The sequence below is a fragment of the Brassicibacter thermophilus genome (genome assembly GCF_055378355.1).
The window spans coordinates 132462-157964 of sequence record NZ_AP042446.1 but is presented as its reverse complement, the minus strand read 5'-3'; the positions used below and the strand labels follow the sequence as shown (position 1 = coordinate 157964).

29 protein-coding genes are annotated in these 25503 nt (G+C 29.1%); 26 read left to right on the top strand and 3 right to left on the bottom strand.

The window, feature by feature from the left end; translation table 11 throughout:
- The 3 genes from ACZ41D_RS00765 (at position 1) to ACZ41D_RS00755 (ending at position 2553) form a co-directional block, all read left to right on the top strand.
- Positions 1-1008, top strand: a complete 1008-nt coding sequence (locus ACZ41D_RS00765) for an ABC transporter permease (protein ID WP_464152032.1) — start codon at positions 1-3, stop codon at positions 1006-1008.
- A 43-nt stretch (positions 1009-1051) separates the two neighbouring features.
- Entirely contained in the window at positions 1052-1153 is a 102-nt protein-coding gene (locus ACZ41D_RS00760) for a hypothetical protein (RefSeq protein WP_464152031.1), read from the top strand.
- A gap of 905 nt (positions 1154-2058) precedes the next feature.
- A complete protein-coding gene (locus ACZ41D_RS00755; RefSeq protein WP_464152030.1) occupies positions 2059-2553 on the top strand; it encodes a hypothetical protein in 495 nt (164 codons plus the stop codon).
- Positions 2554-2638: 85 nt separating this feature from the next.
- On the opposite strand, the gene ACZ41D_RS00750 is transcribed toward ACZ41D_RS00755, so the two are convergent.
- From ACZ41D_RS00750 to ACZ41D_RS00740, 3 genes are read right to left on the bottom strand one after another with little or no spacing between them, the layout of a single operon-like run.
- Positions 2639-4507 carry an AlwI family type II restriction endonuclease gene (locus ACZ41D_RS00750; RefSeq protein ID WP_464152029.1) on the bottom strand — a complete coding sequence of 623 codons (1869 nt, stop codon included), beginning with the start codon at positions 4505-4507 and terminating at the stop codon, positions 2639-2641.
- Between the two features lie 13 nt (positions 4508-4520).
- Entirely contained in the window at positions 4521-5435 is a 915-nt protein-coding gene (locus ACZ41D_RS00745; protein WP_464152028.1) for a Dam family site-specific DNA-(adenine-N6)-methyltransferase, read from the bottom strand.
- Positions 5420-6649, bottom strand: coding sequence for a DNA adenine methylase (locus ACZ41D_RS00740; protein ID WP_464152027.1), 1230 nt, complete (start codon positions 6647-6649; stop codon positions 5420-5422). The genes ACZ41D_RS00745 and ACZ41D_RS00740 overlap by 16 nt, the downstream gene beginning before the upstream one ends.
- Positions 6650-6847: 198 nt before the next feature.
- On the opposite strand from ACZ41D_RS00740, the gene ACZ41D_RS00735 reads away from it, so the two are divergent.
- From ACZ41D_RS00735 to ACZ41D_RS00625, 23 genes are all read left to right on the top strand, one after another.
- Positions 6848-7315: an ABC transporter transmembrane domain-containing protein gene (locus tag ACZ41D_RS00735; protein WP_464152026.1), complete on the top strand. Its 468-nt coding sequence runs from the start codon at positions 6848-6850 to the stop codon at positions 7313-7315.
- A gap of 1 nt (position 7316) precedes the next feature.
- Positions 7317-8591 (top strand): ABC transporter ATP-binding protein, encoded by a 1275-nt coding sequence (locus ACZ41D_RS00730; RefSeq protein ID WP_464152025.1) that lies wholly within the window; start codon positions 7317-7319, stop codon positions 8589-8591.
- Complete coding sequence (locus ACZ41D_RS00725) at positions 8581-9306, top strand: ABC transporter permease (RefSeq protein ID WP_464152024.1); 726 nt, start codon at positions 8581-8583, stop codon at positions 9304-9306. The genes ACZ41D_RS00730 and ACZ41D_RS00725 overlap by 11 nt, the downstream gene beginning before the upstream one ends.
- A gap of 4 nt (positions 9307-9310) precedes the next feature.
- Complete coding sequence (locus tag ACZ41D_RS00720) at positions 9311-9496, top strand: hypothetical protein (protein ID WP_464152023.1); 186 nt, start codon at positions 9311-9313, stop codon at positions 9494-9496.
- A gap of 111 nt (positions 9497-9607) precedes the next feature.
- Positions 9608-10411 (top strand): ATP-grasp domain-containing protein, encoded by an 804-nt coding sequence (locus tag ACZ41D_RS00715; RefSeq protein WP_464152022.1) that lies wholly within the window; start codon positions 9608-9610, stop codon positions 10409-10411.
- Positions 10412-10506: 95 nt separating this feature from the next.
- A complete protein-coding gene (locus tag ACZ41D_RS00710; RefSeq protein ID WP_464152021.1) occupies positions 10507-11733 on the top strand; it encodes an ABC transporter substrate-binding protein in 1227 nt (408 codons plus the stop codon).
- Positions 11734-11744: 11 nt separating this feature from the next.
- Positions 11745-12446: a GTP-binding protein gene (locus ACZ41D_RS00705; RefSeq protein ID WP_464152020.1), complete on the top strand. Its 702-nt coding sequence runs from the start codon at positions 11745-11747 to the stop codon at positions 12444-12446.
- A gap of 4 nt (positions 12447-12450) precedes the next feature.
- Positions 12451-13458 carry an ATP-binding cassette domain-containing protein gene (locus ACZ41D_RS00700; protein ID WP_464152019.1) on the top strand — a complete coding sequence of 336 codons (1008 nt, stop codon included), beginning with the start codon at positions 12451-12453 and terminating at the stop codon, positions 13456-13458.
- Positions 13459-13471: 13 nt separating this feature from the next.
- A complete protein-coding gene (locus ACZ41D_RS00695; RefSeq protein WP_464152018.1) occupies positions 13472-13723 on the top strand; it encodes a hypothetical protein in 252 nt (83 codons plus the stop codon).
- 246 nt (positions 13724-13969) lie between these two features.
- Positions 13970-14494, top strand: coding sequence for a hypothetical protein (locus ACZ41D_RS00690; protein WP_464152017.1), 525 nt, complete (start codon positions 13970-13972; stop codon positions 14492-14494).
- Positions 14495-14747: 253 nt separating this feature from the next.
- A complete protein-coding gene (locus tag ACZ41D_RS00685) occupies positions 14748-15371 on the top strand; it encodes a DUF3885 domain-containing protein (RefSeq protein ID WP_464153098.1) in 624 nt (207 codons plus the stop codon).
- A gap of 23 nt (positions 15372-15394) precedes the next feature.
- Complete coding sequence (locus ACZ41D_RS00680) at positions 15395-15703, top strand: hypothetical protein (RefSeq protein WP_464152016.1); 309 nt, start codon at positions 15395-15397, stop codon at positions 15701-15703.
- A gap of 30 nt (positions 15704-15733) precedes the next feature.
- Positions 15734-16222, top strand: a complete 489-nt coding sequence (locus ACZ41D_RS00675) for a hypothetical protein (protein WP_464152015.1) — start codon at positions 15734-15736, stop codon at positions 16220-16222.
- Between the two features lie 268 nt (positions 16223-16490).
- Positions 16491-17735: a TIGR02221 family CRISPR-associated protein gene (gene csx2 / locus ACZ41D_RS00670; protein ID WP_464152014.1), complete on the top strand. Its 1245-nt coding sequence runs from the start codon at positions 16491-16493 to the stop codon at positions 17733-17735.
- Positions 17736-17745: 10 nt separating this feature from the next.
- The gene (locus tag ACZ41D_RS00665; protein WP_464152013.1) at positions 17746-18669 is read left to right on the top strand and encodes a hypothetical protein; all 924 of its coding nucleotides are present in this window, start codon (positions 17746-17748) and stop codon (positions 18667-18669) included.
- Positions 18653-20515 (top strand): Cas10/Cmr2 second palm domain-containing protein, encoded by a 1863-nt coding sequence (locus tag ACZ41D_RS00660; RefSeq protein WP_464152012.1) that lies wholly within the window; start codon positions 18653-18655, stop codon positions 20513-20515. Before ACZ41D_RS00665 ends, ACZ41D_RS00660 begins: the two co-directional genes overlap by 17 nt.
- The gene (locus ACZ41D_RS00655) at positions 20496-21029 is read left to right on the top strand and encodes an RAMP superfamily CRISPR-associated protein (protein ID WP_464152011.1); all 534 of its coding nucleotides are present in this window, start codon (positions 20496-20498) and stop codon (positions 21027-21029) included. The genes ACZ41D_RS00660 and ACZ41D_RS00655 overlap by 20 nt, the downstream gene beginning before the upstream one ends.
- The gene (locus ACZ41D_RS00650; protein WP_464152010.1) at positions 21030-22169 is read left to right on the top strand and encodes a hypothetical protein; all 1140 of its coding nucleotides are present in this window, start codon (positions 21030-21032) and stop codon (positions 22167-22169) included.
- Positions 22166-22552, top strand: coding sequence for a hypothetical protein (locus ACZ41D_RS00645; protein WP_464152009.1), 387 nt, complete (start codon positions 22166-22168; stop codon positions 22550-22552). Before ACZ41D_RS00650 ends, ACZ41D_RS00645 begins: the two co-directional genes overlap by 4 nt.
- A gap of 11 nt (positions 22553-22563) precedes the next feature.
- Positions 22564-23331 (top strand): type III CRISPR-associated RAMP protein Csx7, encoded by a 768-nt coding sequence (csx7, locus tag ACZ41D_RS00640; protein WP_464152008.1) that lies wholly within the window; start codon positions 22564-22566, stop codon positions 23329-23331.
- The gene (gene csx7, locus ACZ41D_RS00635; protein ID WP_464152007.1) at positions 23324-24154 is read left to right on the top strand and encodes a type III CRISPR-associated RAMP protein Csx7; all 831 of its coding nucleotides are present in this window, start codon (positions 23324-23326) and stop codon (positions 24152-24154) included. Before csx7 (ACZ41D_RS00640) ends, csx7 (ACZ41D_RS00635) begins: the two co-directional genes overlap by 8 nt.
- A complete protein-coding gene (locus tag ACZ41D_RS00630) occupies positions 24138-24971 on the top strand; it encodes an RAMP superfamily CRISPR-associated protein (protein WP_464152006.1) in 834 nt (277 codons plus the stop codon). The genes csx7 (ACZ41D_RS00635) and ACZ41D_RS00630 overlap by 17 nt, the downstream gene beginning before the upstream one ends.
- A 13-nt stretch (positions 24972-24984) precedes the next feature.
- Complete coding sequence (locus ACZ41D_RS00625) at positions 24985-25497, top strand: hypothetical protein (RefSeq protein WP_464152005.1); 513 nt, start codon at positions 24985-24987, stop codon at positions 25495-25497.
- The last annotated feature ends 6 nt before the right edge of the window (positions 25498-25503 follow it).

Genomic DNA, 25503 nt, shown 5'->3' with positions numbered 1-25503 from the left:
GTGAAGGGGTTAAAATATCAACTAAAAAATATTGGTCGAGATAAACTTTGTTTAATATCCTTTTTACTTCCCATTATCATAGGAATAATTATTAATGTTTTCGTTGGAGAAAACATCCTTCCTCCCAGTGGATTTTCATTTGGAATTATACAGAATCAAATGGATTCGGAAACTGTTCAGTGGCTTAATGAAAATGGTGCAGTAAAGGAATATATTAATATGGATCAGTTAAAAGAGGCTATAATTGAACCATCAACAGAATTAATTGGAGTTTTACAGGAAGGAAAAGGAATCAAGACATTGATTGCAGGGGATGAATTTAGTTCCAATCAATGGGTTGCTAATAAACTGCCAGACATGTATAAAAATCGAACTGCCTTAAATGAAGTGAATATTAATATTATACCCAGCCCACCAACTACAGATTCTGTAAAACCACTACTAATTGTTTTAACTATGTTAACAGCAATGTTTATGGGTTGTACATTTAATTCAATGAACATTATTGGTGAAAAAGAAGATGGGATTGAATTTGTAAATCAAATTTTGCCATTAACTTATTTTGATTATATAACTCAAAAGATGATAACTGGTGTCATTGGTGGAGTTATTACTACAATTATAACTGGTTTCATATCGATGCCGATTTCTATTAGTAATATAATACCTTATTTGTTACTTACATTTTTATCTGGATTTATTTCAGCAATGATCGGTATGTTTATCGGAGAATTTGCAGAGGGGTTAATGGTAGGGATTGTATTTCTTAAAGTGGTTATGATTCTTTTTATCGCTCCACCGCTTTTGTTCTATCTATTTGCAGCAGATTCTGGTATATTACGAATTGTATCCTATTTATTCCCGTCAACTGGAACTTTTTACGGATTGATGGATATAATGACTGGTCAGAGTAAAAAAATTTGGATCAATATCCTTGCTATATTTATTCATAGCATATTCTGGACATCGTTATTTTTCATATTGAAAAACAAAACGAGCAAACAATAACTATTTAAATAAAGGCAGAAAGCTAGTTACAGAACCAAGAACTATGTTGAAAATTTTAGTTTTTGCATATTTAAATAGAAAACACTCAGCTAGAGATATTGAAGATGCTTGTAAGTACGACTTTCGATTTATACCTTTTAGATAATTATAGAACTCCTGAACTCCAAAACGTGGACTGATTAAAACTGTTATATTTGACTTTGGTGTAATAGGTGGTAGATTGCTATTGGATACAATTTGAAAATGCCTAACCTTTAAGCTGGTCGTCAATAGAAATCTTATAAGCTTTAGGAGAACGAAAAACAGAATGTCTATTAGCATAAATACTTGCAAGAATACCATTAGTCTTACCAGTAGCGTCATCAATGGCATCATGTAGAGAATATTTTTGACCATTATCAAACCAATCAAAAGACCTTCTTTAAATATCCTTTTACGACGATGAGTTGTTTAGGTTTACGACGTTTTTTAGGGCTTTTAATACTAACTAATAATTATGCCTTCATGCCTTCATTAGGCTCTAAGAATTCTTTAAAATGAAGAAAATTAGCATTCTTATAATTATCAGATTTTTTAAGGACTTATAATACGTTTCTTAAGATCATCATTAATGGTATGTGAAGATTTTCTGTTTGCTGCGAGAACGTCCACGCTATGTTTTTTTACTAAGGCGTTTAATTTGACGTTCTGTATTCATATTTATATTTTAACCATAGGGGTGACATTATCACAAAATAATCACAATTCAATAATTCTATAATTGATTAATAGATTAAATGTAAGATATAATAAAAACATTATTAACCTATTACTTGTCATATAATCCCTATATCTATGTCTATATCAAATAAACTCCTTCCATTTTGCAAATGTTTTAAACGAAGTAAATAAAGTAGTTTTAGAAAACATGGCTTATTAGGGATAAGAAAAGCCCTGTAAGCCATGTTTTTTTATAAGGATTTTTAGGTTGAAAAGGAAAGAAAATAGGAAAAAATTTTTAATGATTTATCCGTTAATTAGTTGTTGTAAAAGTAAAATAAAGTAGTTATAATGAAAAGAAGTACGGTTAGCATAAAAAAAGTATCTTTGAAAGTTGAAACTAAATTAATTACGAAGGTGATGATTATAATGGGTATTTTTGACATTATTATTTTGTTATTTTTCATTGTGGTTATTTTAAAGCAGTTAAAACATATGAAGGAGTTATTAATACCAATCAAAAAAACATATGCAGAAATAATTACCGTTTTGTTTGGCATATTAATTTTTGCATATATAATACATAATTATGCAAATACTTGGTTTCATTATATAATAGGAGTATTAGCAATTTTTATGTTTATAAGTATGTGGATTAAACAAGGAATTACATTAAAGGGATTCACATCAATGTATAAATATAAAGAAATAATATTATGGAATGAAATTGAAAAAGTTATTGTGACTAATTCAAAGGATATAAAGGTTAAGTTATTTGGAAATTTTAAAGAGCAAACATTTTATTTTAAAAAGAGTGATTACAGTAAAATTATTGATATGATTTAGTATATATATATTATGAAGTGCATACTTTAATTGGTATGCACTTTAAGCATTACTAAATGTAATGCTATGCTTTAATTATTAATAATTAATTATTAATAAATTGATTGCCCCATTTTTCAATAATTTCATCAAAGGTTTGTATCCATTGTCTGCTATCATTATAACCTTCTGATGCATTATACAGATTATCTAATAATTCTCTTATATTTTCTTGTTTAATTCTAATATTATAATTATTATTTAATTTGATAACTTTTTTAAGTATTTTAATATATTGGTTAATAGTAAGAGGTATTATTTTTTGTTTTTTGCCTTCATAACCTAATTTTATTCCCATCCAAAAAGTGTTTAATGTGTCTCTATGTATTATTGGCGCAATAAATAAACAATAATTCTCTTTGTTTGGGTTTTTATCTTCAAAATCCCGTAAATGACGCATTACAGGTTGTCCTTCAGCATACCATTGATTACGTCCTTTTAAAAGTGTTACCTCTGAAATCATGTTAAAATTATTATAATAACACTCAATATCAGGTTTATCTCCCGCTGCTGTAAATGTTGGCATATTGTCATCTGCTACCGAATAATTTGGCATGATTTGACGGGCATCATCTAAAGCAATAAGAGTTTGTGTTGTATAATATTCGAGGTTTAGCGGGTCTTGCCCAGATATAGTTCGCCGCCTAGTAGCAAGAGCATTTAATTTTTCAATATAATTAGGTAAATTGTTAAGGTTTCTTTCTTGTAAAATTAAACAATCGGTATTAAGTATTTTAATTATTGTTCTTAATTCATTTATTTTTGCATTATATTCGCTTGGTGATTGATATTCAGTTTTTACGAGATTAAATTTATGTAAACTTTGTCCTTTATAATTCTGTTCTATAGAGTTTTGGAGATTAATAGCAGTATAAAGTAAGTTGTTGTATACTTTCTTAAGGGATTCTAAATCTTCCCAAGGTAAGATTGGTTGGTTAATATCAGCCATATACTCTAGATATGTATGTATATTTTCAAAGTGTTTAGCACTTCCATCATACGTTTCTAATATCTTTTGTATTTCAACTGTTCTAGTAGGGGATAAATCAATATACCTTCCACCACCACGATAATATAATAAACTTGTCTGCCTAAAATAACGAGTTGCAGAATCTCCATAATCATATAAATTATTTATTTTCTTATTTATATTAAATTCATCGTTTTTATCTAGTTCAAAAACTCTAATCACCGTTTCTCTAAAACAGTTATCTATATATTTTTTGGCATCATTTGCACTCAATGTTCTAACTGTTTTTCTAAATCTAATAATATTTTCTGCTGTTTTTTCTATATTTTTATAATTAGTTAGAACAGGGATAAAGAGTGCAAATTCTTCTTTATTTATACCAACAGGATTTTTCCCTTCATTGCTCCACATTTCATTTACTTTATTAATTACATGTAAAGTGGCTATAAAAGGATTGATATTAAAATCCTTATATCCAGATTCAGCAGGGTTAGGAAGTTGCCACTTTAAACAATATCGCAAAAATATATTCTCAAAATTTGGAAAACCAGATAAAATCTCTCGTCCTAATGGTGTAATGGTAACAGTACCGATTGCTTCTCTTGCTATAGCCATTCCCATTTTATTTAAATTTCCAACAGCAGTTCTGCCACGGAAAGCGTATATCTGTTCTTGATTATCATATTGGGAGTTTTCATAATGTATTAAGTTTAATATTTGTTCAAGTTCTTCATCAGTGAATTCTTTTGGTTCTTTATATTTGACTGTGATGTCAGAGGGTAAACCTGTTGGTTTATAATTTTTGGTTTGAATCAGTCTTTTAAAAAATGCTGCTTGAACTTCTTCTGTAAAAACTTTTCCTTCAAATTCAGCGAGTACTTTGAGAAAAGGAATATTTCGTTCTGGATTTCTGATTGTAGTGCTTAAACTCCAGCATTTAGGCATATTATTCCCCCTTTTAGTAATTTGTAATTAACACTTCGACACTTTTATTGGTTTTATCCTTAATCTGATAGTTTGAATTATTGTAATTATAATTTAAATAATGTACATTATATTTTTTACTCCATTCTTTTAATATATCATTGCTTTTACCTTTACTTTCCAATACGTTGGATAAAGCGAACTTAATACCTTTACTATTTAAAGAGTCTAACAGATTTAAAAGATTAATTTCATCTATTTCCGTCCAAGAATTTTGTTCGTTATATGTTGCACATGTAATAAGGTAAGGCGGGTCTGCATAAACGAAATCATCTTTATCCAATCTACTATAGTCATAATTAATAAAATCCTCACATACAAAAGTGATATCGATATTTTGTAATCTTTCTATAAAATCTATAAGGTTGCTTCTAATTTTTTTATTAAAATCTCTTTTCCCTACAGGAATATTAAATTCACCTTTAGAATTAAATCTTATTTGGTTATTAAATGCAAAAATAATAAGGGTATAGAGAGATATATAATATTTTACACTTTTTTTATTAGTCATGTGGTTTATGTAACTTCTTAATTTTAAAAAATTGCTTTTATTTACTTTTGCTAATCCATCAGCACTGTTAACATTATAATATTCATAGCCATATTTTAAAGTATTACTTAAGTTAAATTTATGAATATTATCTTCAATTTTATTAATTATATCATATGTGTTTGATTCTTTAAAAATTTTCATAAGGTTTATTAATACATCTAATTTATCTACTGCAATTATCCTATTTGCATTAACATTAACACCTACATTACACCCACCACAAAATAAATCTACCATTGTATCAATATTATCTGGGAATAGGGGGAGTATTTGTTTTAGCAATTTATATTTTCCACCTATATAGTTGAGCGGTGATTTAACTAATTTACTTTGCATAAAAAAAGTCTCTCCTTGTGTTCTTTTATAGTTGTTTTTCCTGCAGTAAAGTATCTATAATCTGTATCAAAGATTTTAATTTTCCCTTTACTTTGAAGTATTTCAATTATTTCATCATCACTTATTTTAGCGTTAGAGCGTCCATCTCCTTTTTGTGCCATATTATTATAAGATACAATTATATATTTACAGTTGCAATTATTAATTAAATCTTTAAACACTATAGGTGCTTTTTTAGTGCAGTAATCACTTTTAATATCGCTTCTATCAACCATTTTTCTTGCTACACCAACAACCTCAGGCTTCTCCCATCTAGCAACATTTTCAAGTAAATGATAAGAATCAGAATATTGGCGTGAATTATAAGGAGTATCAATGTAAATAATGTCTGCTTTTATTTCCCTCACAAGTAAATTAGCATCAATTCTATAAATTTCATTATTCATATTAGCGTTATCTTTAATATATGGCATAAGCAATTGAATAGGAGAGGCACCACTATCAATTGTTTTTCGGAATGCGTCATAATGCCCACAAGTATTTGCTACTTTGTCCATAGCATAAATTAAAGATGTAATTAAGATTGCTTTTTCTCTAAAATTTATAAAATCACTATTAGCCCAATCTTCAATTGTTTCTCTAATTTCCCCAATTTTTAGTGCATTATCATAACTAAAATAAGTATTGGCAAAATTTATAGAGAAATAATTGTCATCTTTGGGTTTAATGCTATTTAGTTGGTTTATAAGCTGCTTAACTTTTGTCTTATCGTAGGATTCATTAGAGAAAAAAGCATTGTAAATAATATAATTACTATAAAGAATATCATTTATAATTATCTTCGTATTTACAGAATTAAATGCATCTGCAACTACACCAGTACCTGCAAAAATATCAGCAAAAGTTGTAAAAGGTTCACATTCCATTTTTATGACTTTTTTAATTAATGGTATTAATTTATACTTGCTACCAAGATACCTGCGGCTATGGATTTGAACAAATTTATCAGTATTATTTTGTTTTAATTTTGATTTAGCTTTCTTTTCTTTAATTAAATTATTAATTTCTTTTATATGTTTTTCTTCCCAAATTCTCCAACCTCTCCAATCGGTATTTGGTTTACTAATTAAATCGTTTTTTATCCAATTATAAAGGGTTTGTCTACTAATATTAAAATTTTTTAAAATATCTTTTGTTTGATAAGTTGTGTTCATTTATATCTCTCCTTCTTGCATCTTATGCATCATATATATTTTACTATTTAGTATAGCATGTTTTAGGGAAAAATGAAACAGAAAAATAGAAATTTTTAAGGAGCAAGTTTACCAAAATTCTAAAGCTAGTTATTTGTATTTCGACAGGCTAAATATTATAATATGAATATAGAAATATATCATCTAGGGGAGAAGATTATGAATTTTAGCTATTTAAAAAAGTATATAAAAAAATATAAAGGAAAATATTTTTTAGCTGTTACATTTATCATATTAGAGACACTTGTGGAAATTGTAAATCCCTCTTTACTATCTATGATTGTAGATGAAGGGGTAAAAAACAATGATTTAGATTACATTTTTAGATTAGGTGGCATAATGCTTTTAATTACAGCTCTTGGAGCTGTTTTTGCAGTTATTAGGAATATCGTATCTTCAAGAGTATCACAAAGCTTTGGTGCTGACTTAAGAGAGGATTTATACATAAAGATACAAAATCTTTCCTTTGAAAATATAAACAAATTTCAAGATGCTTCTCTAATTACAAGACTTACAAACGATGTAAACCAAATTCAGAATTTTTCCCATGCTATGATGAGAATTTTCATAAAATCGCCTGTTCGCCTTATTGGTGCTATAGTAATGGCTTTTTTTTTTGGATATTAAGATGGGTCTTATATTAATAGGAACAATACCTTTTGCTGCAGCTATCATATTGTTAAACTTAAGGATTTCTTATCCATTATTTAAAAGGATGCAGATAGCATTGGATAATGTTAACGGTGTTATGAGAGAATATTTGGCAGGTATTAGAGTAGTTAAGGCTTTTAATAGATTTAATTATGAAAGAGAAAGGTTTAAAGGAGTAAATGAAACTCTTAAATATGAAACTTTAAAGGGTACAAGGACTATAGCACTTTTTAATCCAATGGTAGGATTTATTATAAATATAGGCGTTGTTATCATCCTTTGGGTTGGAGGAATAAGGGTAAATACTGGAAACCTAGAGGTAGGAAAGGTAATGGCTTTTGTAAACTATATGTCTCTTGTATATTTTTCATTGAGAATGATAACGAGGGTATTGAATATGTATATAAGGGCACGGGCATCAGCTGAAAGAGTAGGAGAGGTATTTAATGAGGAAAATACTATTGTGAACAAACAACAGCCAATTAAAATTAAAAATATCAAAGGCAAATTGGAATTTGACCATGTATATTTTAAATATAATATGAATAGTAAATATATATTAGAAGATTTAAGCTTTAATATTGACCCTGGAGAAACATTAGCCATTATTGGTTCTACAGGTTCGGGGAAGACTTCACTAGTCAATTTGATTCCTCGTTTTTACGATACAACTAAGGGAACAGTAAGGATAGATGGAATAGATATCAGAGATATGGACTTAAGAAAGTTAAGGGAGAAAATTGCTATCGTACCACAAAAGTCCTTGTTATTTACAGGGACTATACTTGACAATATTAAATGGGGAAATGAATCAGCAACTATGGAAGAAGTAGTTAAGGTGTGCAAAATAGCACAGTGCCATGAATTTATTGTTTCTTTTAATGATGGATACGACACACTTTTAGGTCAAGGAGGAGTCAATCTATCTGGAGGGCAGAAACAGAGGATTTCCATTGCAAGGGCCCTTATCAAAAAGCCTTCAATATTGATTTTGGATGATAGTACTTCTGCTGTTGATATGTTAACAGAGAAGAAGATAAAGGAAGGGTTAAATGAAAGTTTAAAGGATGTAACTACTATACTTATTGCACAAAGAATTACTTCAGTAATGGATGCAGATAAGATTTTAGTTTTAGATAATGGGAAAATAGCTGGCCTTGGCAGCCATGATTCACTTATGAAGGACTGTCAAGTATATAAAGATATCTATAGCTCTCAAATAGGGGAAGGGGTTGTTTGCATTGGATCCTAGAATCAGAAGAAAAGGCCTTCAAGGTATAGCTGGCGGTAGAAGAGCTATAATGCCTGTAGAAAAGCCAAAGAATGTAAAATATACATTGAAAAGATTATGGGATTTTTTTAAAGGAGAAAAAAAGGTATTACTTATAACATTTTTACTTATACTTATATATTCCTTTTTAAATTTACTGGCTCCTTATCTCATAGGTAAAGCAGTAGATGCAATTGCACCTGGAGCATATATAGTTAACTTTGAGGATTTAAAATTATTTGTAATAATATTGCTTTTAGTATATTTTTTAAGCAATGGGCTTATTTTTCTGCAGGAGTATATGGTTGCAGGTATAGCTCAAAGGGTAGTTTATAGTATAAGGGAAAAAATATATGAGAAGCTTCAGTCTCTTCCAATAATATTCTTTGATAGTCATAGCCATGGAGAGATAATGAGTAGAATTTCAAATGATGTTGACAATATAAGCAATACAATATCTCAATCTACTGTTCAATTTATGACTTCGGTTGTAAACATATTAGGTTCCTTTGCAATGATGCTTTATTTAAGTAGAATTATGACTGTAGCAAGTTTAATAACGGTGCCAATGGTGTATATACTTACTAAGTCAATAGCAAAAAGGACGAAGGTATTGTTTGTAGAGCAGCAAAAAACTTTAGGAAAGCTTAAATGTAGATACGAGAACAGAGTTAAAAATACAAGAGGGAATGCTTAAGCTTATGAAGGGAAGAACTACCTTTATTATAGCTCATAGGCTTAGCACCATTAGAGATGCAGATTTAATAATGTTAATAGATAAAGGAAGGATTGTAGAAAAGGGTAATCACAAGGAACTTATAAATAAAAGAGGAGCTTATTATAATTTATATATGAGTCAATTTATGAATAAAGATAATGTGAAATAGATATAATGACATACTTGTGAGGAAATTTTTTATAAAGTGTATTGCTAAAATTCTTTCATGCGAGTAAAATAATATATCATAAGATTCAAAAGATAAGGGATGGATACACATATGAAATTTATAACTTTTAACCCATTTAGGACTTTAGGCATACCAAATGTTACTTACGTTAAACCAGAAAACATGTTTAAAGAAGTTGAAAAAATAAAAGAGGCAGATTATCTACTGTTTCCAGCATATTGGCAGGTGAATACATTAGTATATGGATTAAAGAAAAATATATTTCCCAGCATTAGCACTTATCACTTAGGACACAATAAAGTTGAAACTACTAGAGTATTAATGTGTACTTTTCCAGAAAATGTTCCATATACTAAAATAATGAGTAAATTTGGAACAACTGTTTATGATATAGAAAAGGATTTTGAATATCCTTTAGTGGCTAAGGAGATTAAAAACTCTATGGGAAGAGGAGTTTTTTTAATAGAGAATAGAGATCAGCTTCAAACTTACATGGACAATAATGAAGTCCTGTATATACAGGAAAGGCTTCCAATTGACAGGGATTTGAGAATTGTATTTGTAGGAGATAAGGTAATCTGTGCTTATTGGAGAATTGCTCCTGAAGGAGGATTTCACAATAATATTGCAAAAGGTGCTTACTATGATTTTAATAATATTCCCGATGATGCAGTTAGTTTAGTGGAAAATGTGGCAAGAAGTCTTAAAATAAACCATGCAGGATTTGATGTAGCTATTGTCAAGGACAAGCTATATATTTTAGAATTTAATGTAATGTTTGGCAATGAAGGATTAAGAAAGATGAAAGTTCAAGTGGAAAAATATATATATGAGTATATAACTTCAAATCCAGAGTTTACTCCAAATAATCCAATTTTACCTAAAGCTTCATAAAAATCGGTAACATCAGTTACCGATTTTTTTTGAATTCAAGCATATAATAATGGCATAAACAATTGGAGTACGAATTAATTAGGGAGGATTTTTTAATGAATAAATATTTTGATATAAAGGATAAAGTTTTTGATATAACTGAAAAATATCCTGAAACTATAGATGTGTTTGTAACTAACGGATTTAAGACATTAGCCAATGAAAACATGAGAAAGACTATGGGGAAGACTATTACGTTGGAAATGGCATTAAAGAGTAAGAAAATAAATATTGATCAGTTTGTTCAAAAGCTTGTAGCTGCAATTGAAAAAAACATAGTATCTGAAGATATTGATTTAGTGAAAAAAAACGAGGGAAAAGAAGCTGATATAAAGATAGGAGGAGTTCTTCCTTGTCCTGTAAGAGTGCCATTGATGGAAGCTTTCAATAAATGGATGGAAGAAGAAAAATCTAAATTAGATATTACTGTTGATTATGAGCTTAAAGCAGCAGCACAAGGTATTGACTGGTTAAAGGATGAAATAGAAAAAGCAGAAACTGAAGAAACACTATCAGATTTATTTATATCTGCAGGATTTGATTTATTTTTTGACAATAAGCTTATGGGGAAATTCAAGAAAATTGGGACTTTTAAAGATATAACAGGTTTTAACAATCTAAATGAAGATTTTGAAAATGAATATATAAACCTTAGAGACCCTGATAGAGAATATTCTATAATTGGAGTAGTACCAGCAGTATTTCTTGTAAATTTGGAAGAATTAAATGGAGTAGATATACCAACAAGCTGGTCAGATTTATTTAAAGCTGAATTTGAGAATAAGGTTAGTTTACCTATAGGAGATTTTGACTTATTTAATGCTATACTTCTAAATATCCATAAGGTTTATGGAGAAGAGGGAATAAAGGGACTAAGGAGAGCTTTATTTAGGGGAATGCATCCTTCTGAAATGGTAAAATCACATATAAAGAAAGAAAGACCATCTGTAACTATAATGCCATATTTCTTCACAAAGATGACAAAACAAGGTGGGCCTATGAAGGCTATTTGGCCAAAAGATGGTGCAATAATAAGTCCAATATTCTTATTAAGCAAAAACTCTAAAAAGGATAAATTAAAGCCTTTTGTGGATTTCTTTGCATCAAAGGAAGTAGGAGAGATATTATCTCACAATGGTAGATTTCCTAGTACAAATCCTCATGTAGACAATAAGATTGAGAAAGATAATAAGTATATGTGGCTTGGATGGGATTATATAAAGAAAAATGATATAGGCAAGTTAATTGAGAAATGTGAAAAAATATTTAATGAAAGCAACTAGAGGTGATATATATGAATTTAGTAACATTTTCAGGGCCTCCATCATCAGGAAAGACTTCAGTAATATTAAAGGTAATAGAATCTTTAAATCAGAAGAATATATCTGTGGGAGTAGTTAAATTTGACTGTCTTTATACAGATGATGATTTGCTATATGAGAAAGCAGGTATTCCTGTGAGAAAAGGATTATCAGGTTCTCTTTGTCCAGACCACTATTTTGTAAGTAATATTGAGGAAGTTGTCCAGTGGGGTAAAAAGAAAAAACTTGATATGCTCATTACAGAGTCCGCTGGATTATGCAATAGGTGTTCCCCTTATATAAAAAATATAAAATCCGTATGTGTAATAGACAATCTTTCAGGTATAAATACTCCAAAGAAGATTGGTCCAATGCTCAAATCTGCAGATATAGTTATAATCACAAAGGGAGATATAGTTTCTCAAGCAGAGAGAGAAGTATTTGCTTCTAAAGTCAACTCAGTAAATCCAAAGGCTATAACTCTTCATATTAATGGATTAACTGGTCAAGGAGCCTTTGAGCTAAGTACTTTGCTATATGATGAAAATGAAAATATAGAAACAGTCCAAGGGAAAAATTTAAAATTCCCAATGCCTTCAGCCTTATGCTCCTATTGTTTAGGAGAAACGAGAATAGGAGAAGACTATCAGATGGGCAATGTGAGAAAGATAAAATTAGGTGATGAAGATGAATAATATATTGAATACAATTACATTAAAGGAATTACAACAAAAATATCCTTTTATAATAAACTACTTTGAAAACAATAGGCTAAATATAGAAGGTTTTGAAGACAGTACCTTTGAAGAGTATTTAGACCATTTCTCTTTAGAGGAAATAGAGGAATGGGGAATAGATAAAAACAGCATTAGAGAAGGACTATTAGAATATATATCTCAAATGATAGAGTTTTTAGGGCTTGAGGATGAAGAAGGAATCAATTCCCTTACAATTATAGCTGGAAGGGATAAAAGTGGGCAGAAAGAAAAATTTGAAAAATTTACTATTAATAAATCAGAAATAATATCTATAGTTGGGCCTACTGGCTCAGGCAAAAGCCGACTTTTAGCAGATATTGAATGGGCAGCACAAGGGGATACACCTACGAAAAGAAAAATTTTCATAAATGGAGAGGTTCCAGATATGAAATGGAGATTTTCTTCTAACAATAAGTTAGTAGCTCAACTATCACAAAACATGAATTTTGTTATGGACTTAACTGTCCATGAGTTTTTACAGCTACATGCCCAAAGTAGAATGATAGAAAATGAGGAAGAAGTTATAAAGAAAATAATAGATGCAGCAAATAAATTATCAGGAGAGAAATTTGATTTGAACTCTCAAATAACTAGCCTAAGTGGTGGACAATCCAGAGCCCTTATGATAGCTGATACTGCTATTTTAAGTTCTTCTCCAATAATCTTAATAGATGAAATTGAAAATGCAGGAATTGATAGGAAGAAAGCATTAAACCTATTGGTTTCTAGTGATAAAATAGTCCTCATTGCAACCCATGACCCTATACTAGCTCTTATGGCAGATAAGAGGATTGTAATAAAAAATGGAGGAATAGATAAAATTATAGAAACTACTGAAGAAGAGAAAGAGGTATTAAAAGAGTTAGAACATATGGACAATATATTCCAAGACATGAGAAATAATTTAAGAAAAGGTCTTACAATTGATTCAATAGAAAATATTATTTAATAAAAAAGAAAGGATGATTACAGTGCATGAAGGATGTTCAGGTAGTTTTGAAAATGGTAAACAAATAGTTGATAAAATAAGAATGATGGGGTTTGCAAAACAGCCAATGGTGATGCCTCTAGATATTAAATGTGAGGAATGTGGCGAAGAATTTGTAATGGAAAACCATGAAGGAAAGTGTCCTAAATGTGGTATGGTATATGGAGTAACTCCATGTCATGCTTTTGACCCTAAAAATGTAATGGCAGCAGGAAAAGACTATTAAATTTGATGAATAAGCCTCAACTCTGTTAAAGGAGTTGAGGCTTTATTTTAGCGTAATTGGTTGAAACTGCCATATTTTTTATATAAAATATATGATAGTATTGGAAATTAAGTTATAACATGTTAAAATTAAGATTATAAACATTTCTTAGTATAGTGAGGTGATGGGATGAAAAAAGTTATTCCAAGAATGTAAAATTGAAATATATCATTTAGGGAATATGAGTTATCTTGTGGAGGAATAAATATGAATGATGAGAAAAAATATTTAAGTGTTTTAATGTTTTTATTCATTGCATTTATAATAACGTCTTGTTCTTCAAATAATTCAACAAAATACATTTCAAAAACTTTAGGTATTGATTTATCGAAGGGAACAATATCACAAAGCGTGGATTCACATGGCGGATTTCATGGTGATGGGATTACTTATGTAGAAATGACATTTTCTGAAAAGGATAGCAAGGATATTGTTAGAAATCTCGAAAACAATAAAGATTGGAACAAATTACCGTTATCTGAAAATTTGAATATAGTTGTATATGGCAAAAAAAGTTCAAATGAATCTGTTGGTCCATATATCACTAATAATGATTTAAAACCAATTTTTCCAATGGTACATAATGGGTATTATTTTTTTCTTGATAGGCACAAGGAGAGTAAAGACGTAAAAGATGATACGGACTTATTGAATCGCTATTCGTTTAATTTTACAATTGCTATCTATGATATAGATAATAGAGCACTTTATTACTGTGAATTCGATACCTAAACTAGATAATTATTAAAAGGGAATTGTATAACTATAGGTAAACAATTTCAATACTTTAATTATTATGCCTTGGAAAATCTACTTTCATCGCGACTTATTCAAGCACTACCCTAATATTTTACCCTAAATAGTGCTTGAATACCGGAGCAGGGAAAGTTGATTTTCCATAGACATACTTTAAGTTTAATTTTTGTTTACCTATAGTTTAAGGTTAAGAATTTACAAATTCTAAATTATTTAGGAGGTATAAAATCTGCTTAAAGAACAAATTCAGAAAGAATTAAAATTATTTGGATTAAATGGATTTGAACATCCTATATTTTACCACTGTCATACAGGAATTCGCTTTGAAATAGGGGTAGGAGATGTATATGACAATGATGGCATTGTGTCAAAGAGGTATATTGATAATGCATTGGAACGTGCTATGGTCATATATAATTATGGAATAAAGTGTCCTAGTATATTAGTGTGGCAAACATACCCAGAAAATGATAAGGAAAGTCATAATTTAAAAACTATATTTAAAGAAAAAGTAGCACCAATATTGCCTAAAGAAGAGCATTCACAATATATAGAAGTTAATGGGGCTAAAGTTAACATGACTGAATTTTATTGGGATTTGAAAAGTGTAAAAATACCAATGGAAAAAGTATTTAGAGAGATTATACTTGGTGATTTAGGTGGAGTAAGTGAATTTATTTCATCGGTATTTTTATTTGATACTGAAAATCATATTATGCTGCATTTATATGATGATAGGGGACTTGATATTGTGGCTTATGATAAGGGTACATTAATGCCACTTTATCAAAAATTGAATACATGGATACTAGATTATGACCGTAAGAGAATAGATAAAATCTTTCACCAATAATTAATTTAGAAGGAGTATAAAGTATGCTTGTAGATAGATTTAAAACACCTGTTGGTTATTTTAAAGTTTATAAAAACTCTGAATTATGTACTTTTTCTATTGAAGAAAGCACATATAATACTTATTGGTTGAATGGAGATATACCAGCTCATCCAGAAGGGTGTTATAAAATCATTTTGGATATTACAAAAAGAGGTTATATTTTTAAAATAAAAGATAAACCAGAAGAATATAGAGATAAAAATATTAGAAAATACATAGAACTTTCTTTAGTTTGGGAAAAGAAAGAAAAAAATTATGCTTGGGATATTGTATCGTTTTTAACTTCCTAAGCTTTAATAGCTTTAATGGAGGTGTATGCTTTGGATAAAAAATATATATGTCCTAGTTGTGGATTTGAGTTTGGTGTTACATACAATAATGAACTAGATGAAGAAATTGGAATATATTCGGAAGAAGAGGCTATTGAATACTATCGCAAGATGTGGATATTAACAGGAGCATTGTGGTTTTATGAACAAATTTATGAGAGGGATACTTTGCCAGGAGAAGATTGTTCAAAAGAAGATTTAAAAGACACATTAGAAAAAATAAAGAGAGACAAGCCAGATAATTGGTCATTGGCTAAGCAACTTAAAAATATTAATATAGATTTAGAGAAGTTTATGAAAGAAAATCCACCTATAAAACATGGATACTATAGGTTTTTATCTCCCTATGATGATAAAGAACATATATATGAGTATAGAGGAGGTATATATGCATTAGATGTGAAATATAACATATATGTTGAGATAATGCACTTCTATAATGTTGCTGAATTTATAGGTGAAGATTATTCAATTGATTGATAATGAATAGGTATTATTAAATATGTTTTACAGGGTACAGAAAGGGGTTTTTTTAAATTAAAAAAGAAACTATTTTTATGGAAAACCCTAGTTCTAAGGTAGAATTTATGCCTTATAACTAGGGTTTTATATTATAAATTCACATTAAATGACAATTAAATACTTAATGCACAAAAAACAAGTTAAATATTTACAAAACTAAAAGGATATTGGTAATTCATGTAGAATAATCAAATATATGAATAATTAATTGTGAGGTGATGGATATTTGAAAAAGATAATTACTTTTTTAGGAACAGGAAAATATGAAGAAACCACTTATAGTTATACTAATAAAATTACAGGAGAAAAAATTGAAGTTATCACTAGATTTGTACAAGAGGCAATACATAAAATTGTGGGAGATGATTCAATTATTTATGTAGGGCTTACAAGCCAAGCTAGAGAGAAAAATTGGTTGGATAACGGTGAGAGGATAGGGCTTAAGTCTATCTTTGACAGTAAAAACATAAAGTATGAGGAAGTTCCCCTATTAGATGGTAAAGATGAAGAAGAAATATGGAACAATTTCGATACTATTTTTGAAATTCTTGAAGAAGGAGATGATGTATACGTAGATGTTACCCACTCCTTTAGATCTATACCAATTATCATTATGTCAGTACTAAACTATGCTAAATTTATAAAAAATATAACTATAAAAGCCATATACTATGGAGCTTTTGAGGCAAAAGTTGATGGGATAGCTCCCGTTTTTGATTTATCATTGTTCAATACTATTACAGATTGGACAATAGGAGCGGAAAAGTTCATAAATACCGGAGATAGTAGTCAGCTATCTAAGATGGTAAAAGAAACTATTAACCCTATACTTAGAGAAACAAGAGGTAAAAATAAAGATGCTAAACTTTCTGAATACATAAATACTGATTTAGAATCCTTTTCTAACACTTTATATACTGTAAGAGGAAATAAAATTTCTGAATACGGCTGTAATCTAAAGAAATCGCTTGAATCAATAAAAGCAATTGAAGAAAGTCAACTGAAACCTTTTGAAAAAATTATTGAGAAAGCGTATGCAAAAGTTCATTTCTATTCAGGAGATACAATAAAAGATATCCACAATACTGTAAAACTATGCAGAGATTTGAATCTTATACAACAAGCATATACTCTTTTACGAGAAAATATCATAAACTATTTATGCATTGCAGGCAATTTAGATTTATCAAATGTAGAAATCCGAGACGCAATATCCGGTATAATACCATGTTATAATAAACGTTATAATGCTAGTTTAAATAGTGAGTATGAGCACATAAATGAGCAAATAAAATTATATTTAAATGAAGAGATAGTAGAACTATATGATAAATTAGGTGCTTATAGGAATGATTTAAATCATGCTGGATATAGGAAAGACGCTAGAAAAGCTAAAACATTTAAAAAGAATCTTGATGAATTTATAAACGATTTCGAAAAACTAATCGTTGAAAAATATGACAAACAATGAGGTGCTTTTATTGCGTGACATAAAATACACTGAACTGGTGTTTAAACTTAAATTTATAGAAAATGTTACACTTTCAAAATATAAAATTTTAATGCTTAATGGTGCATTATTAAATACACTATTGAAATTTTACTGTATAAATAAAAGAGATTGTAGTAGTTGCAGTATAGTGTCAAAATGTTTAATCCAAAATTTATTAGGAAATAACTATGAAGCAAACAAACCTCTTATATTACAGAGCTATAATATTAGACCTTATTATTTAATTGACTGCAGCGATGAAAAAAGAAAATTTAAGGAAAATCAGGAACTTACTTTTAGTATTAGATTGATAAATGAAGCAATTGATTATTTAAGCCATTTTATATATGTGTTTGACCAGTTAGGCATCATAGGTTTAGGGCCAAATAAAGCAAAATATGATTTAATAGGTATTTATAACAATAAAGGAAATCCAATATTTGAAAATGGGATGTTAAACGAAAATAATATAAATATTGAGTATATTTCAGATAGTATTAGTTATAAAAAGCCATTCATAAAAGAAAGTGCAACTTTAGTACTTATTACACCTTTTGCGCCTAATCAAATTAGTTTTATGCCTTATTTAAGCATTAGTCATTTTATTAAGGATAGACTTATGAATTTTAATGCAATAGAAGAACAAGATATGAAACTTCTAGACGCATTTGTAGATGATGAGAATATTACCAGTTTTAATTTAAGTATAGTCAAACAAAATTATCCAATAAAGAAATTAGAGCAAAAAGAAACAATCTATGGATTTAAGGGAGAGATAAACTTTTCTCAAGGAGTAAATAATCTCATGGATTATCTAATAGCATGTGAGAAGTTATGTATAGGTAGCCATATTATATTTGGATATGGTAGATTTACAATAAAAGGGGAGGGACAAGATGCTAGAAAATTTTGATTCCATAGCAAATTATTTAGAACCATCACCAATTAACATCAGTGAATACTTAAAGCTATTAGAAGAAATAAAAAGCAAGATTCAAAAGGTTGATGATATTAGTAAAGTTTTTAATGAATATGAAGATAGACCTTATTATTTTAAAATAAATGGAAAATTTCAAACGAAAGATAATTTATTGCCTTCTATTAAAGATGTGGCCTCTTTTTATGTATTAATTGATTACTTGTTAACAGATGATAAAAGTAAATTTGATAGAAATAATAGCTATAAATCCTTTATAAATGGAGAAAAAGAATTTATAAATAACATACTGTATTCCATTTCTCAAGGTAAGCATGTTGAACTATATGGAGAAATAAAAGTTGATTTTATTAAAGGTTCTTTGTACAAGATAAAAAAATATTTTCTTGAAAATAATAAGATTAAGGACATCAGAGGGGCCAGTGCTATTTTAGATTATTTAAATACTGAAGCAACTTTACAGTTTTTAGATAAGAATTATATAAGGGAATGTGCCATCTACTGTGGTGGTGGTAATGTACTTATTATTGCTCCAAAAGGAGAAGGGAGAAAAATATGCGAGAAGCTAGAAATGAAATATACTAAAAACGCATTAACTGCTAAAAATGCATTTGAGTGTATAACATGTACTATTGATGATATTGCTGTTAAATATAATGAGATTCAGGGCCAATTAAATCAAAAACTCGATGAAAGGAAAAAACTTAAACTATATGATATAAATCCAGATAGTGAAATTAAAGAAATAGAAATAAAGGGAGAAAAATTTGTATTTAAAAAAGATAGATATGCCGAAAGTGGACAAGTCTGTCAGCTTTGTGGAGTCAGGGATGCAAAATATAAAACATATTCACCTGATGGCGAAATAGATGTTTGCCCATCTTGTTTGAGAAAGACTACAGTAGGACAAAACAAAGCTATTTTTTATGATGAGTTTGAAAAAAGCCAAAAAATTAAAATGATAAAAAGGAATGAAATAAATTCTTTAAATGACATAGGTGATTCCAGAGGATATATAGCTTTAATTTATGCAGACGGAAATAATTTAGGAAATGTTATAAAAAATATTAAGACGCCTTTTCAACACATGTATTTTAGTAGGAAGCTAGAAAATACAACGAAAAGTTGTGTTTATAGTTCTATTTATGAAACTAACCCAAAAGAACCAGTATTTGAAGCAATAAGCCTTGGAGGAGATGACCTGCTAATTGCTGTTCCTGCAGATATTAGTCTTAACATTGCTAACAAAATAATAGATAGATTTGATAGAGCTTTTGACCATAATATAACTCTTTCAGCAGGGGTTTGTATAGCAAAATCAACAACTCCTATTCAAAATATGCTTTCTATATGCCAGCATTCCTTAAAAAATGCTAAAAAATATCAGAGGAAAAGCGAAGAGAATATGGGTACTTTAGATGTAGTTGTTATAGAAGGTAATTCATATATAGATTTAGAAAGTAAAGATACTACATTATTTCCTATGAATAATAAGAAGCTAGAGAAAGTAATTGATATTATTAATAATATGAAAGAAGATAGCAAAAAAGCAAACAAAAAAATAAGTAAAAATCAGCTTTATAAACTAAGATATGCTGCAAAAAATATGTCGCCTAATGAATTTCAACTGTTTTATCTATACCAAATAGCCAAATTAAATTCAAAAAAATATACAGAATATGTCAGCAAAATTTTTGATTCTGATAGTTCTACATTTACTGGGTTGGTTAGGGTTAATGATAAACTAGTATCTCCTTGGAATGATATAGTGCTGTTATGGGATTACTCTGGAGGTGAACATAATGAAGCAAGTGCTTTATAATGTTAACATTAGAATTATAACTCCCTTTAATATAGCTACTGGCGAAAGTATAGATAATTTTATAAATAAAAGTACTGTTAAATATAAAGGGAAACCCTATATTCCTGCTAGCACTATCAAAGGCAAGATAAGGAACAATTTTTATATGATAACTGATTTAAATCATAGTGAAGAAAATTGTGTATGTCCTATGTGTAAAATATTTGGCAAACCTGGATATAGCCCATCTAAAATATATATAGATGATTTTATAACAGAAGAAGAACCTGTAACGTTAATACGATTTGGCAATGCCATTGATAGATATAGAAAAACAGCAAAAGATAATGCTCTATTCACTGAAGAATTATCAGGTAATAGATTATTTAAAGGATTTATCAAGGTTTATTTTGATGATGATACAATTAATTATAAAGAGAATCTTGAGATGGCAATAAAAATGATAGATTCCATTGGGAACGGCAGAAGTAGAGGCCATGGACATGTAGAAATTGACCTTGAGGAGGTGAAGTAATTGAAGATAAGGTTAAATTTTCATTCTCCCGTTATATTAGGTGGAAGGAAAATTGCTACAAACTATATTGAGAGTATTGATTATATACAAGGGAATGTATTAAGAGCTGCTTTTGCCAAATATATACTTAATAATTGCAAAGAATTTTATGAAAATGAAATCGTTAACATAAATGGTGAAAAAAAGAAAAATTGGGTTTATTACAGAGATAGAGAAGGATGTATAAGTTGCAAATTAAGAAATCTATGCCAAAAATTTAGTTCTCTTAAATTTTCCTATTTCTATCCAGAAGGAGCAGATATTTTGCCTCTTACAGCTATGGTATGTAAATATGATGAATCACATGGTTATATAGATGTACTGACTCATAAGAGGGAATGTCCTGTATGCAGAGAAGGTGGAAGAGTAGAAGGGGTAACTGGATATATTAAAGACAATAAAAAGTATAACGTCAAGAAAACATTTCTAACTAAAACGGAAATAGATAATTACACAAGAACCTCAAAGGATGGTCAGTTGTATTCAATAGTAGCAGTATCCGAAACATCTGACAATAAAAATGCTTTTACAGGATATATTTTTGGATTAGATAAAGAGGATTTAAAAGTTATAGATGAATTAAGAGTTGGCAAATACATATCTGTGGGATATGGGAAATGTACTATTGAACCAATAGATGAAAAAGATAAAAGTAGGGAGGATATATTAAATCAACTGAAAGAATTTGATGATAAATATAAAAGTTTAGACTTTAACGATGCAGATAATAAATTCAATTATTTTGCTGTAAAACTTGTATCTGATGCTAAGGTTGATGTTAATATAGACTTTTCTAGATATTATACTACAGATGAATATAAAAAATTATGGCAAGATGTATTAAAAATAGATAAGAAATTTGAAATATATAAAATGTACTGTGAAACCTTTAATTTTAGAGGTTTTGATTTATCCAAAAATAGTATAAATATCAGGGAAGAACCTGTAATTATGTTAGAAAAAGGCAGTGTAATATTATTTAGAACACAAGAACCCCTTGATAATGCTTTAGACTATTTTACAAATATTAAAGGTTTGGGGAATGAAAATGAAAATGGTTTTGGAGATTTCATATTTTATTTTGGAGGTGTTACTCAATGAAAAATATTAATGAAAACCTAATAAAATATGCTAATGAAATAGGTGATAATGAAGAGTTTTGGGAAGACCATTATAAGAATACAAAATCGAAAATTAAGGATAAGATAGGGTCTAATAATATAAGACAGTTGGCAGTTTTGGCCTTGAATGCTGACTGCTATGAAGAATTTAAACTTTTTATACAGTATAAAACCGTTAAAGGAAATGGATGGGAGGCTTTTTTCGACACAAAAAATAAAATAAAATTCGGAGATGTTATAATCAGCTACTTAGATAAAATATACGAAGCTTCAAATAAAAATGATAAAGAAGCATTGAATAATATCAGCAGATTTTTTGGCTATTTATATTGGAAGAAAAGAATAATAGGAGGAAAACAATAGGAGGTGGGAAAATGCTTTTTGATAAATATCAGAATAAATATATTGTTAAAGGAATACTCAAGGCAAATACTCCACTGCATATAGGAGCAGGGGAAGACAGCTTTAATCCTATACAGACAGATAAAGGCGTAATAGTAGATTACAATGGTAATCCATATATTCCAGGAAGTTCTCTTAAGGGGGTACTCAGAACTTATGCAGAGACCATGGTAAATAGCGGTATAAAATTAAGCCGCGAATTAAAATCGTGTTTAATAGTAAACCAGCCCTGTTTAACTAAAGAAGAAATAAATAAGATTAAGGAAAAATATAAAAATGAAAAAACTAATAAAGATTTAAAAATAGCTCAGGAAATATACACAAATATGTGCGATGTATGTAAAATATTTGGTTCAAATTACTTTGCTTCTAAGATATCCATTAGGGATTGTATATTGAAAACCGAAAAAGCATATATTCAGAAAAGAGATGGAGTTGCTATTGATCGAGAAACAGGTACAGCTGCAGACAATAAGAAATACGATTATGAACAGGTGGCAGCAGGTACAGAATTTAATTTTTATATGAGCGTGGATAATCTTGATGATGAACTTGTAGACTTATTTAAATTGATTATAAATATATTAACTAGTGGTGAATTGCAAGTAGGTGGCAAAACTACTTATGGACTTGGCAAAATTCAATTAATTGATTATAAAATATATAAAATAACTGATAAAAACTTAAAACAATATCTCCAAACAGGTTTATCTGATGAAATGAGGTGGAGCTATGTTTAGTAAACTTTATAATGAAGGGATATTTACATTCAATATGGAAACTGTAAGTCCTTTATTTATTAAAGCTAGTGAAGACAGTTCTTTGGATCCAACAGCAGCAGATAACACTTATTTAGCTTTTTATAAAGACGGTAAACAAGTACCAGTTATTCCTGGGACAAGCATTAAAGGCATATTTAGAAGCAGTGCAGAAGAATTTGTAAAAGCATTAGGCTTAGAACCATGTAATATATTAGATAATCATAAAAATTGTGGTAGCATTTTGAAAAGAGAGCTAGAAGATTCTGATAAAAAATATACTTCCGAAGAAAAATATAAAAAAAGCTGCCCCATTTGCAAGCTATTTGGTTCAACTATAATGAAAAGCAGAGTTTATTTCTATGATGCATTTCCTGATGGGGAATATAAAATAGCTAAAAGATCCTCTGTTGCAATAGATAGAATAACAGGAGCTAGTAAACGTGGTGCACTTTTCGATTTTGAGTATGTAGAATACTGTAATTTTAAAAGTCAGATTAAACTAAAGAACTTTTTCCCATGGCAATTGAAACTTATATTTGAACTTTTTAGAAGAATAAATGAGGGGTCTATAACATTTGGGGGGTTGACTTCTAAGGGCTTTGGAAAGATAAAAATAGATAATGTTAATTTGGAATTGCGATATTATAATAAATCTAAAATCCCTGAAGAATATGCTGAAAAGGATTATTATATATACAGAAATATAGATGAAATAAAAAATATCGAACAAGTTTTAAAAAACATTAAGATTGATAAAAATTCTGTAAGAAGGTGTGATTTGGAAAATGAACAAATCATATGATTTCGTACCTTTTTTAAAATGTGAGCCTTACGAGTGCAGTGGGAAGCTCTATGAAGGAATAATACCCATAACTATAAAAACGCTGACTCCTATACATGTATCTCCTGGAAGGTATAGTGTTGACGAAAATAAACAGATATTTAAGCCTTTTATAAGAGTGAATGATAAGATTGTAATTCCTGGTACTAGTTTGAAAGGGGTAGTAAGAAGCATTGCTGAAGCTATCTCTTATAGCTGCTATACGCCTTCTGCTAATTTAGATAAACGAAAATTATCTGATAAAAGTCATAAGGATAAGAAAAAGAAATGCATAATATGTGACATGTTTGGGAGTATGGGCTATAAAAGTAAGGTACAATTCAATGACTGTTACCTTACTAAAGGTAAAACTGAGATAATAGGGTTGCCTGCATCTCATAAACCTCATCCTGAAAATTCATTTTATTTTAATAAGGAAGGAAAGTATAAAGGGCATAAATTTTATAAGCACGGCATTTTAGGGATACAGCCTAAGGGAAACATGTTATATGAATTCGTCCAGCAAAATGCAGAATTTAAGGGTGAAGTAAGATTTAAGGGGCTAACTGAGGAACAACTTCAACTGCTTTGCTTCTCCTTTGGATTGAGTGGAGACATACATCCTAAAATAGGTTTTGGAAAAAATCATTTTTATGGGAGTATCAGCGTAGAATCTGAAGAAAAATGGGCAGATAAGGCTAAGGAATATAAAAACAATAAAAATGCTGATATTTCAAAGAATATTTTTAAACTCATAGAGATTTTAAATTTTAACAATGCGGTTAAATCTTTGGAGTAAGGAGGTGGGCTTCTTGCAAAAAGATAAAAAATATCTTCTAAGCTGTGCTGAAAGTGCTGCTAAGTTTATTAATGAAAGGGGAACCGGTGGATTTTTGGACCTATTACTTGATGTTATAGAAATATCAGGGAATAAGTTTGAAGATGAAAATATGAAAAAACAGTATTTTTGTGAAGTTATTTATGATAATAAAGGTTTTAAAATAGATAGATTTTTAGGCGGGGGAAAAACTTTATCCTATTCCTTTAAAGCTTTTATAGAAGATTTTCTACAGATTTCAAAAATAAAAGAAGGATATATAATAAAAAATAAAGAGTTCAATGATTTGACATTAGAAGAATTAAAATACGTATTGGGCTGGACAAGAAGGTTGGTAAAAAAGAAAGACAGTGAAAAGAATGAAAAAATGAAACCTAGAGATAAAAGGAGATTCCATAAGAAACATCCAAAACGCAGCAGTAAACAGAGTAATGAGCTATTCAATGACAGCATGGCTACCCAGTTGCAAAAGCTATTTAATAAATAGCAAATT

Excerpts from the sequence above, each read along its gene's own strand:
- ACZ41D_RS00760 (WP_464152031.1), top strand. The coding sequence starts at position 1,052 with ATGTTGAAAATTTTAGTTTTTGCATATTTAAATAGAAAACACTCAGCT.
- ACZ41D_RS00755 (WP_464152030.1), top strand. The coding sequence starts at position 2,059 with ATGAAAAGAAGTACGGTTAGCATAAAAAAAGTATCTTTGAAAGTTGAA.
- ACZ41D_RS00750 (WP_464152029.1), bottom strand. The coding sequence starts at position 4,507 with ATGCCTAAATGCTGGAGTTTAAGCACTACAATCAGAAATCCAGAACGA.
- ACZ41D_RS00745 (WP_464152028.1), bottom strand. The coding sequence starts at position 5,435 with ATGCAAAGTAAATTAGTTAAATCACCGCTCAACTATATAGGTGGAAAA.
- ACZ41D_RS00740 (WP_464152027.1), bottom strand. The coding sequence starts at position 6,649 with ATGAACACAACTTATCAAACAAAAGATATTTTAAAAAATTTTAATATT.
- ACZ41D_RS00735 (WP_464152026.1), top strand. The coding sequence starts at position 6,848 with ATGAATTTTAGCTATTTAAAAAAGTATATAAAAAAATATAAAGGAAAA.
- ACZ41D_RS00730 (WP_464152025.1), top strand. The coding sequence starts at position 7,317 with ATGGGTCTTATATTAATAGGAACAATACCTTTTGCTGCAGCTATCATA.
- ACZ41D_RS00720 (WP_464152023.1), top strand. The coding sequence starts at position 9,311 with ATGAAGGGAAGAACTACCTTTATTATAGCTCATAGGCTTAGCACCATT.
- ACZ41D_RS00715 (WP_464152022.1), top strand. The coding sequence starts at position 9,608 with ATGAAATTTATAACTTTTAACCCATTTAGGACTTTAGGCATACCAAAT.
- ACZ41D_RS00710 (WP_464152021.1), top strand. The coding sequence starts at position 10,507 with ATGAATAAATATTTTGATATAAAGGATAAAGTTTTTGATATAACTGAA.
- ACZ41D_RS00705 (WP_464152020.1), top strand. The coding sequence starts at position 11,745 with ATGAATTTAGTAACATTTTCAGGGCCTCCATCATCAGGAAAGACTTCA.
- ACZ41D_RS00695 (WP_464152018.1), top strand. The coding sequence starts at position 13,472 with ATGATTACAGTGCATGAAGGATGTTCAGGTAGTTTTGAAAATGGTAAA.
- ACZ41D_RS00690 (WP_464152017.1), top strand. The coding sequence starts at position 13,970 with ATGAATGATGAGAAAAAATATTTAAGTGTTTTAATGTTTTTATTCATT.
- ACZ41D_RS00680 (WP_464152016.1), top strand. The coding sequence starts at position 15,395 with ATGCTTGTAGATAGATTTAAAACACCTGTTGGTTATTTTAAAGTTTAT.
- ACZ41D_RS00660 (WP_464152012.1), top strand. The coding sequence starts at position 18,653 with ATGCTAGAAAATTTTGATTCCATAGCAAATTATTTAGAACCATCACCA.
- ACZ41D_RS00655 (WP_464152011.1), top strand. The coding sequence starts at position 20,496 with ATGAAGCAAGTGCTTTATAATGTTAACATTAGAATTATAACTCCCTTT.
- ACZ41D_RS00645 (WP_464152009.1), top strand. The coding sequence starts at position 22,166 with ATGAAAAATATTAATGAAAACCTAATAAAATATGCTAATGAAATAGGT.
- csx7 (WP_464152008.1), top strand. The coding sequence starts at position 22,564 with ATGCTTTTTGATAAATATCAGAATAAATATATTGTTAAAGGAATACTC.
- csx7 (WP_464152007.1), top strand. The coding sequence starts at position 23,324 with ATGTTTAGTAAACTTTATAATGAAGGGATATTTACATTCAATATGGAA.
- ACZ41D_RS00630 (WP_464152006.1), top strand. The coding sequence starts at position 24,138 with ATGAACAAATCATATGATTTCGTACCTTTTTTAAAATGTGAGCCTTAC.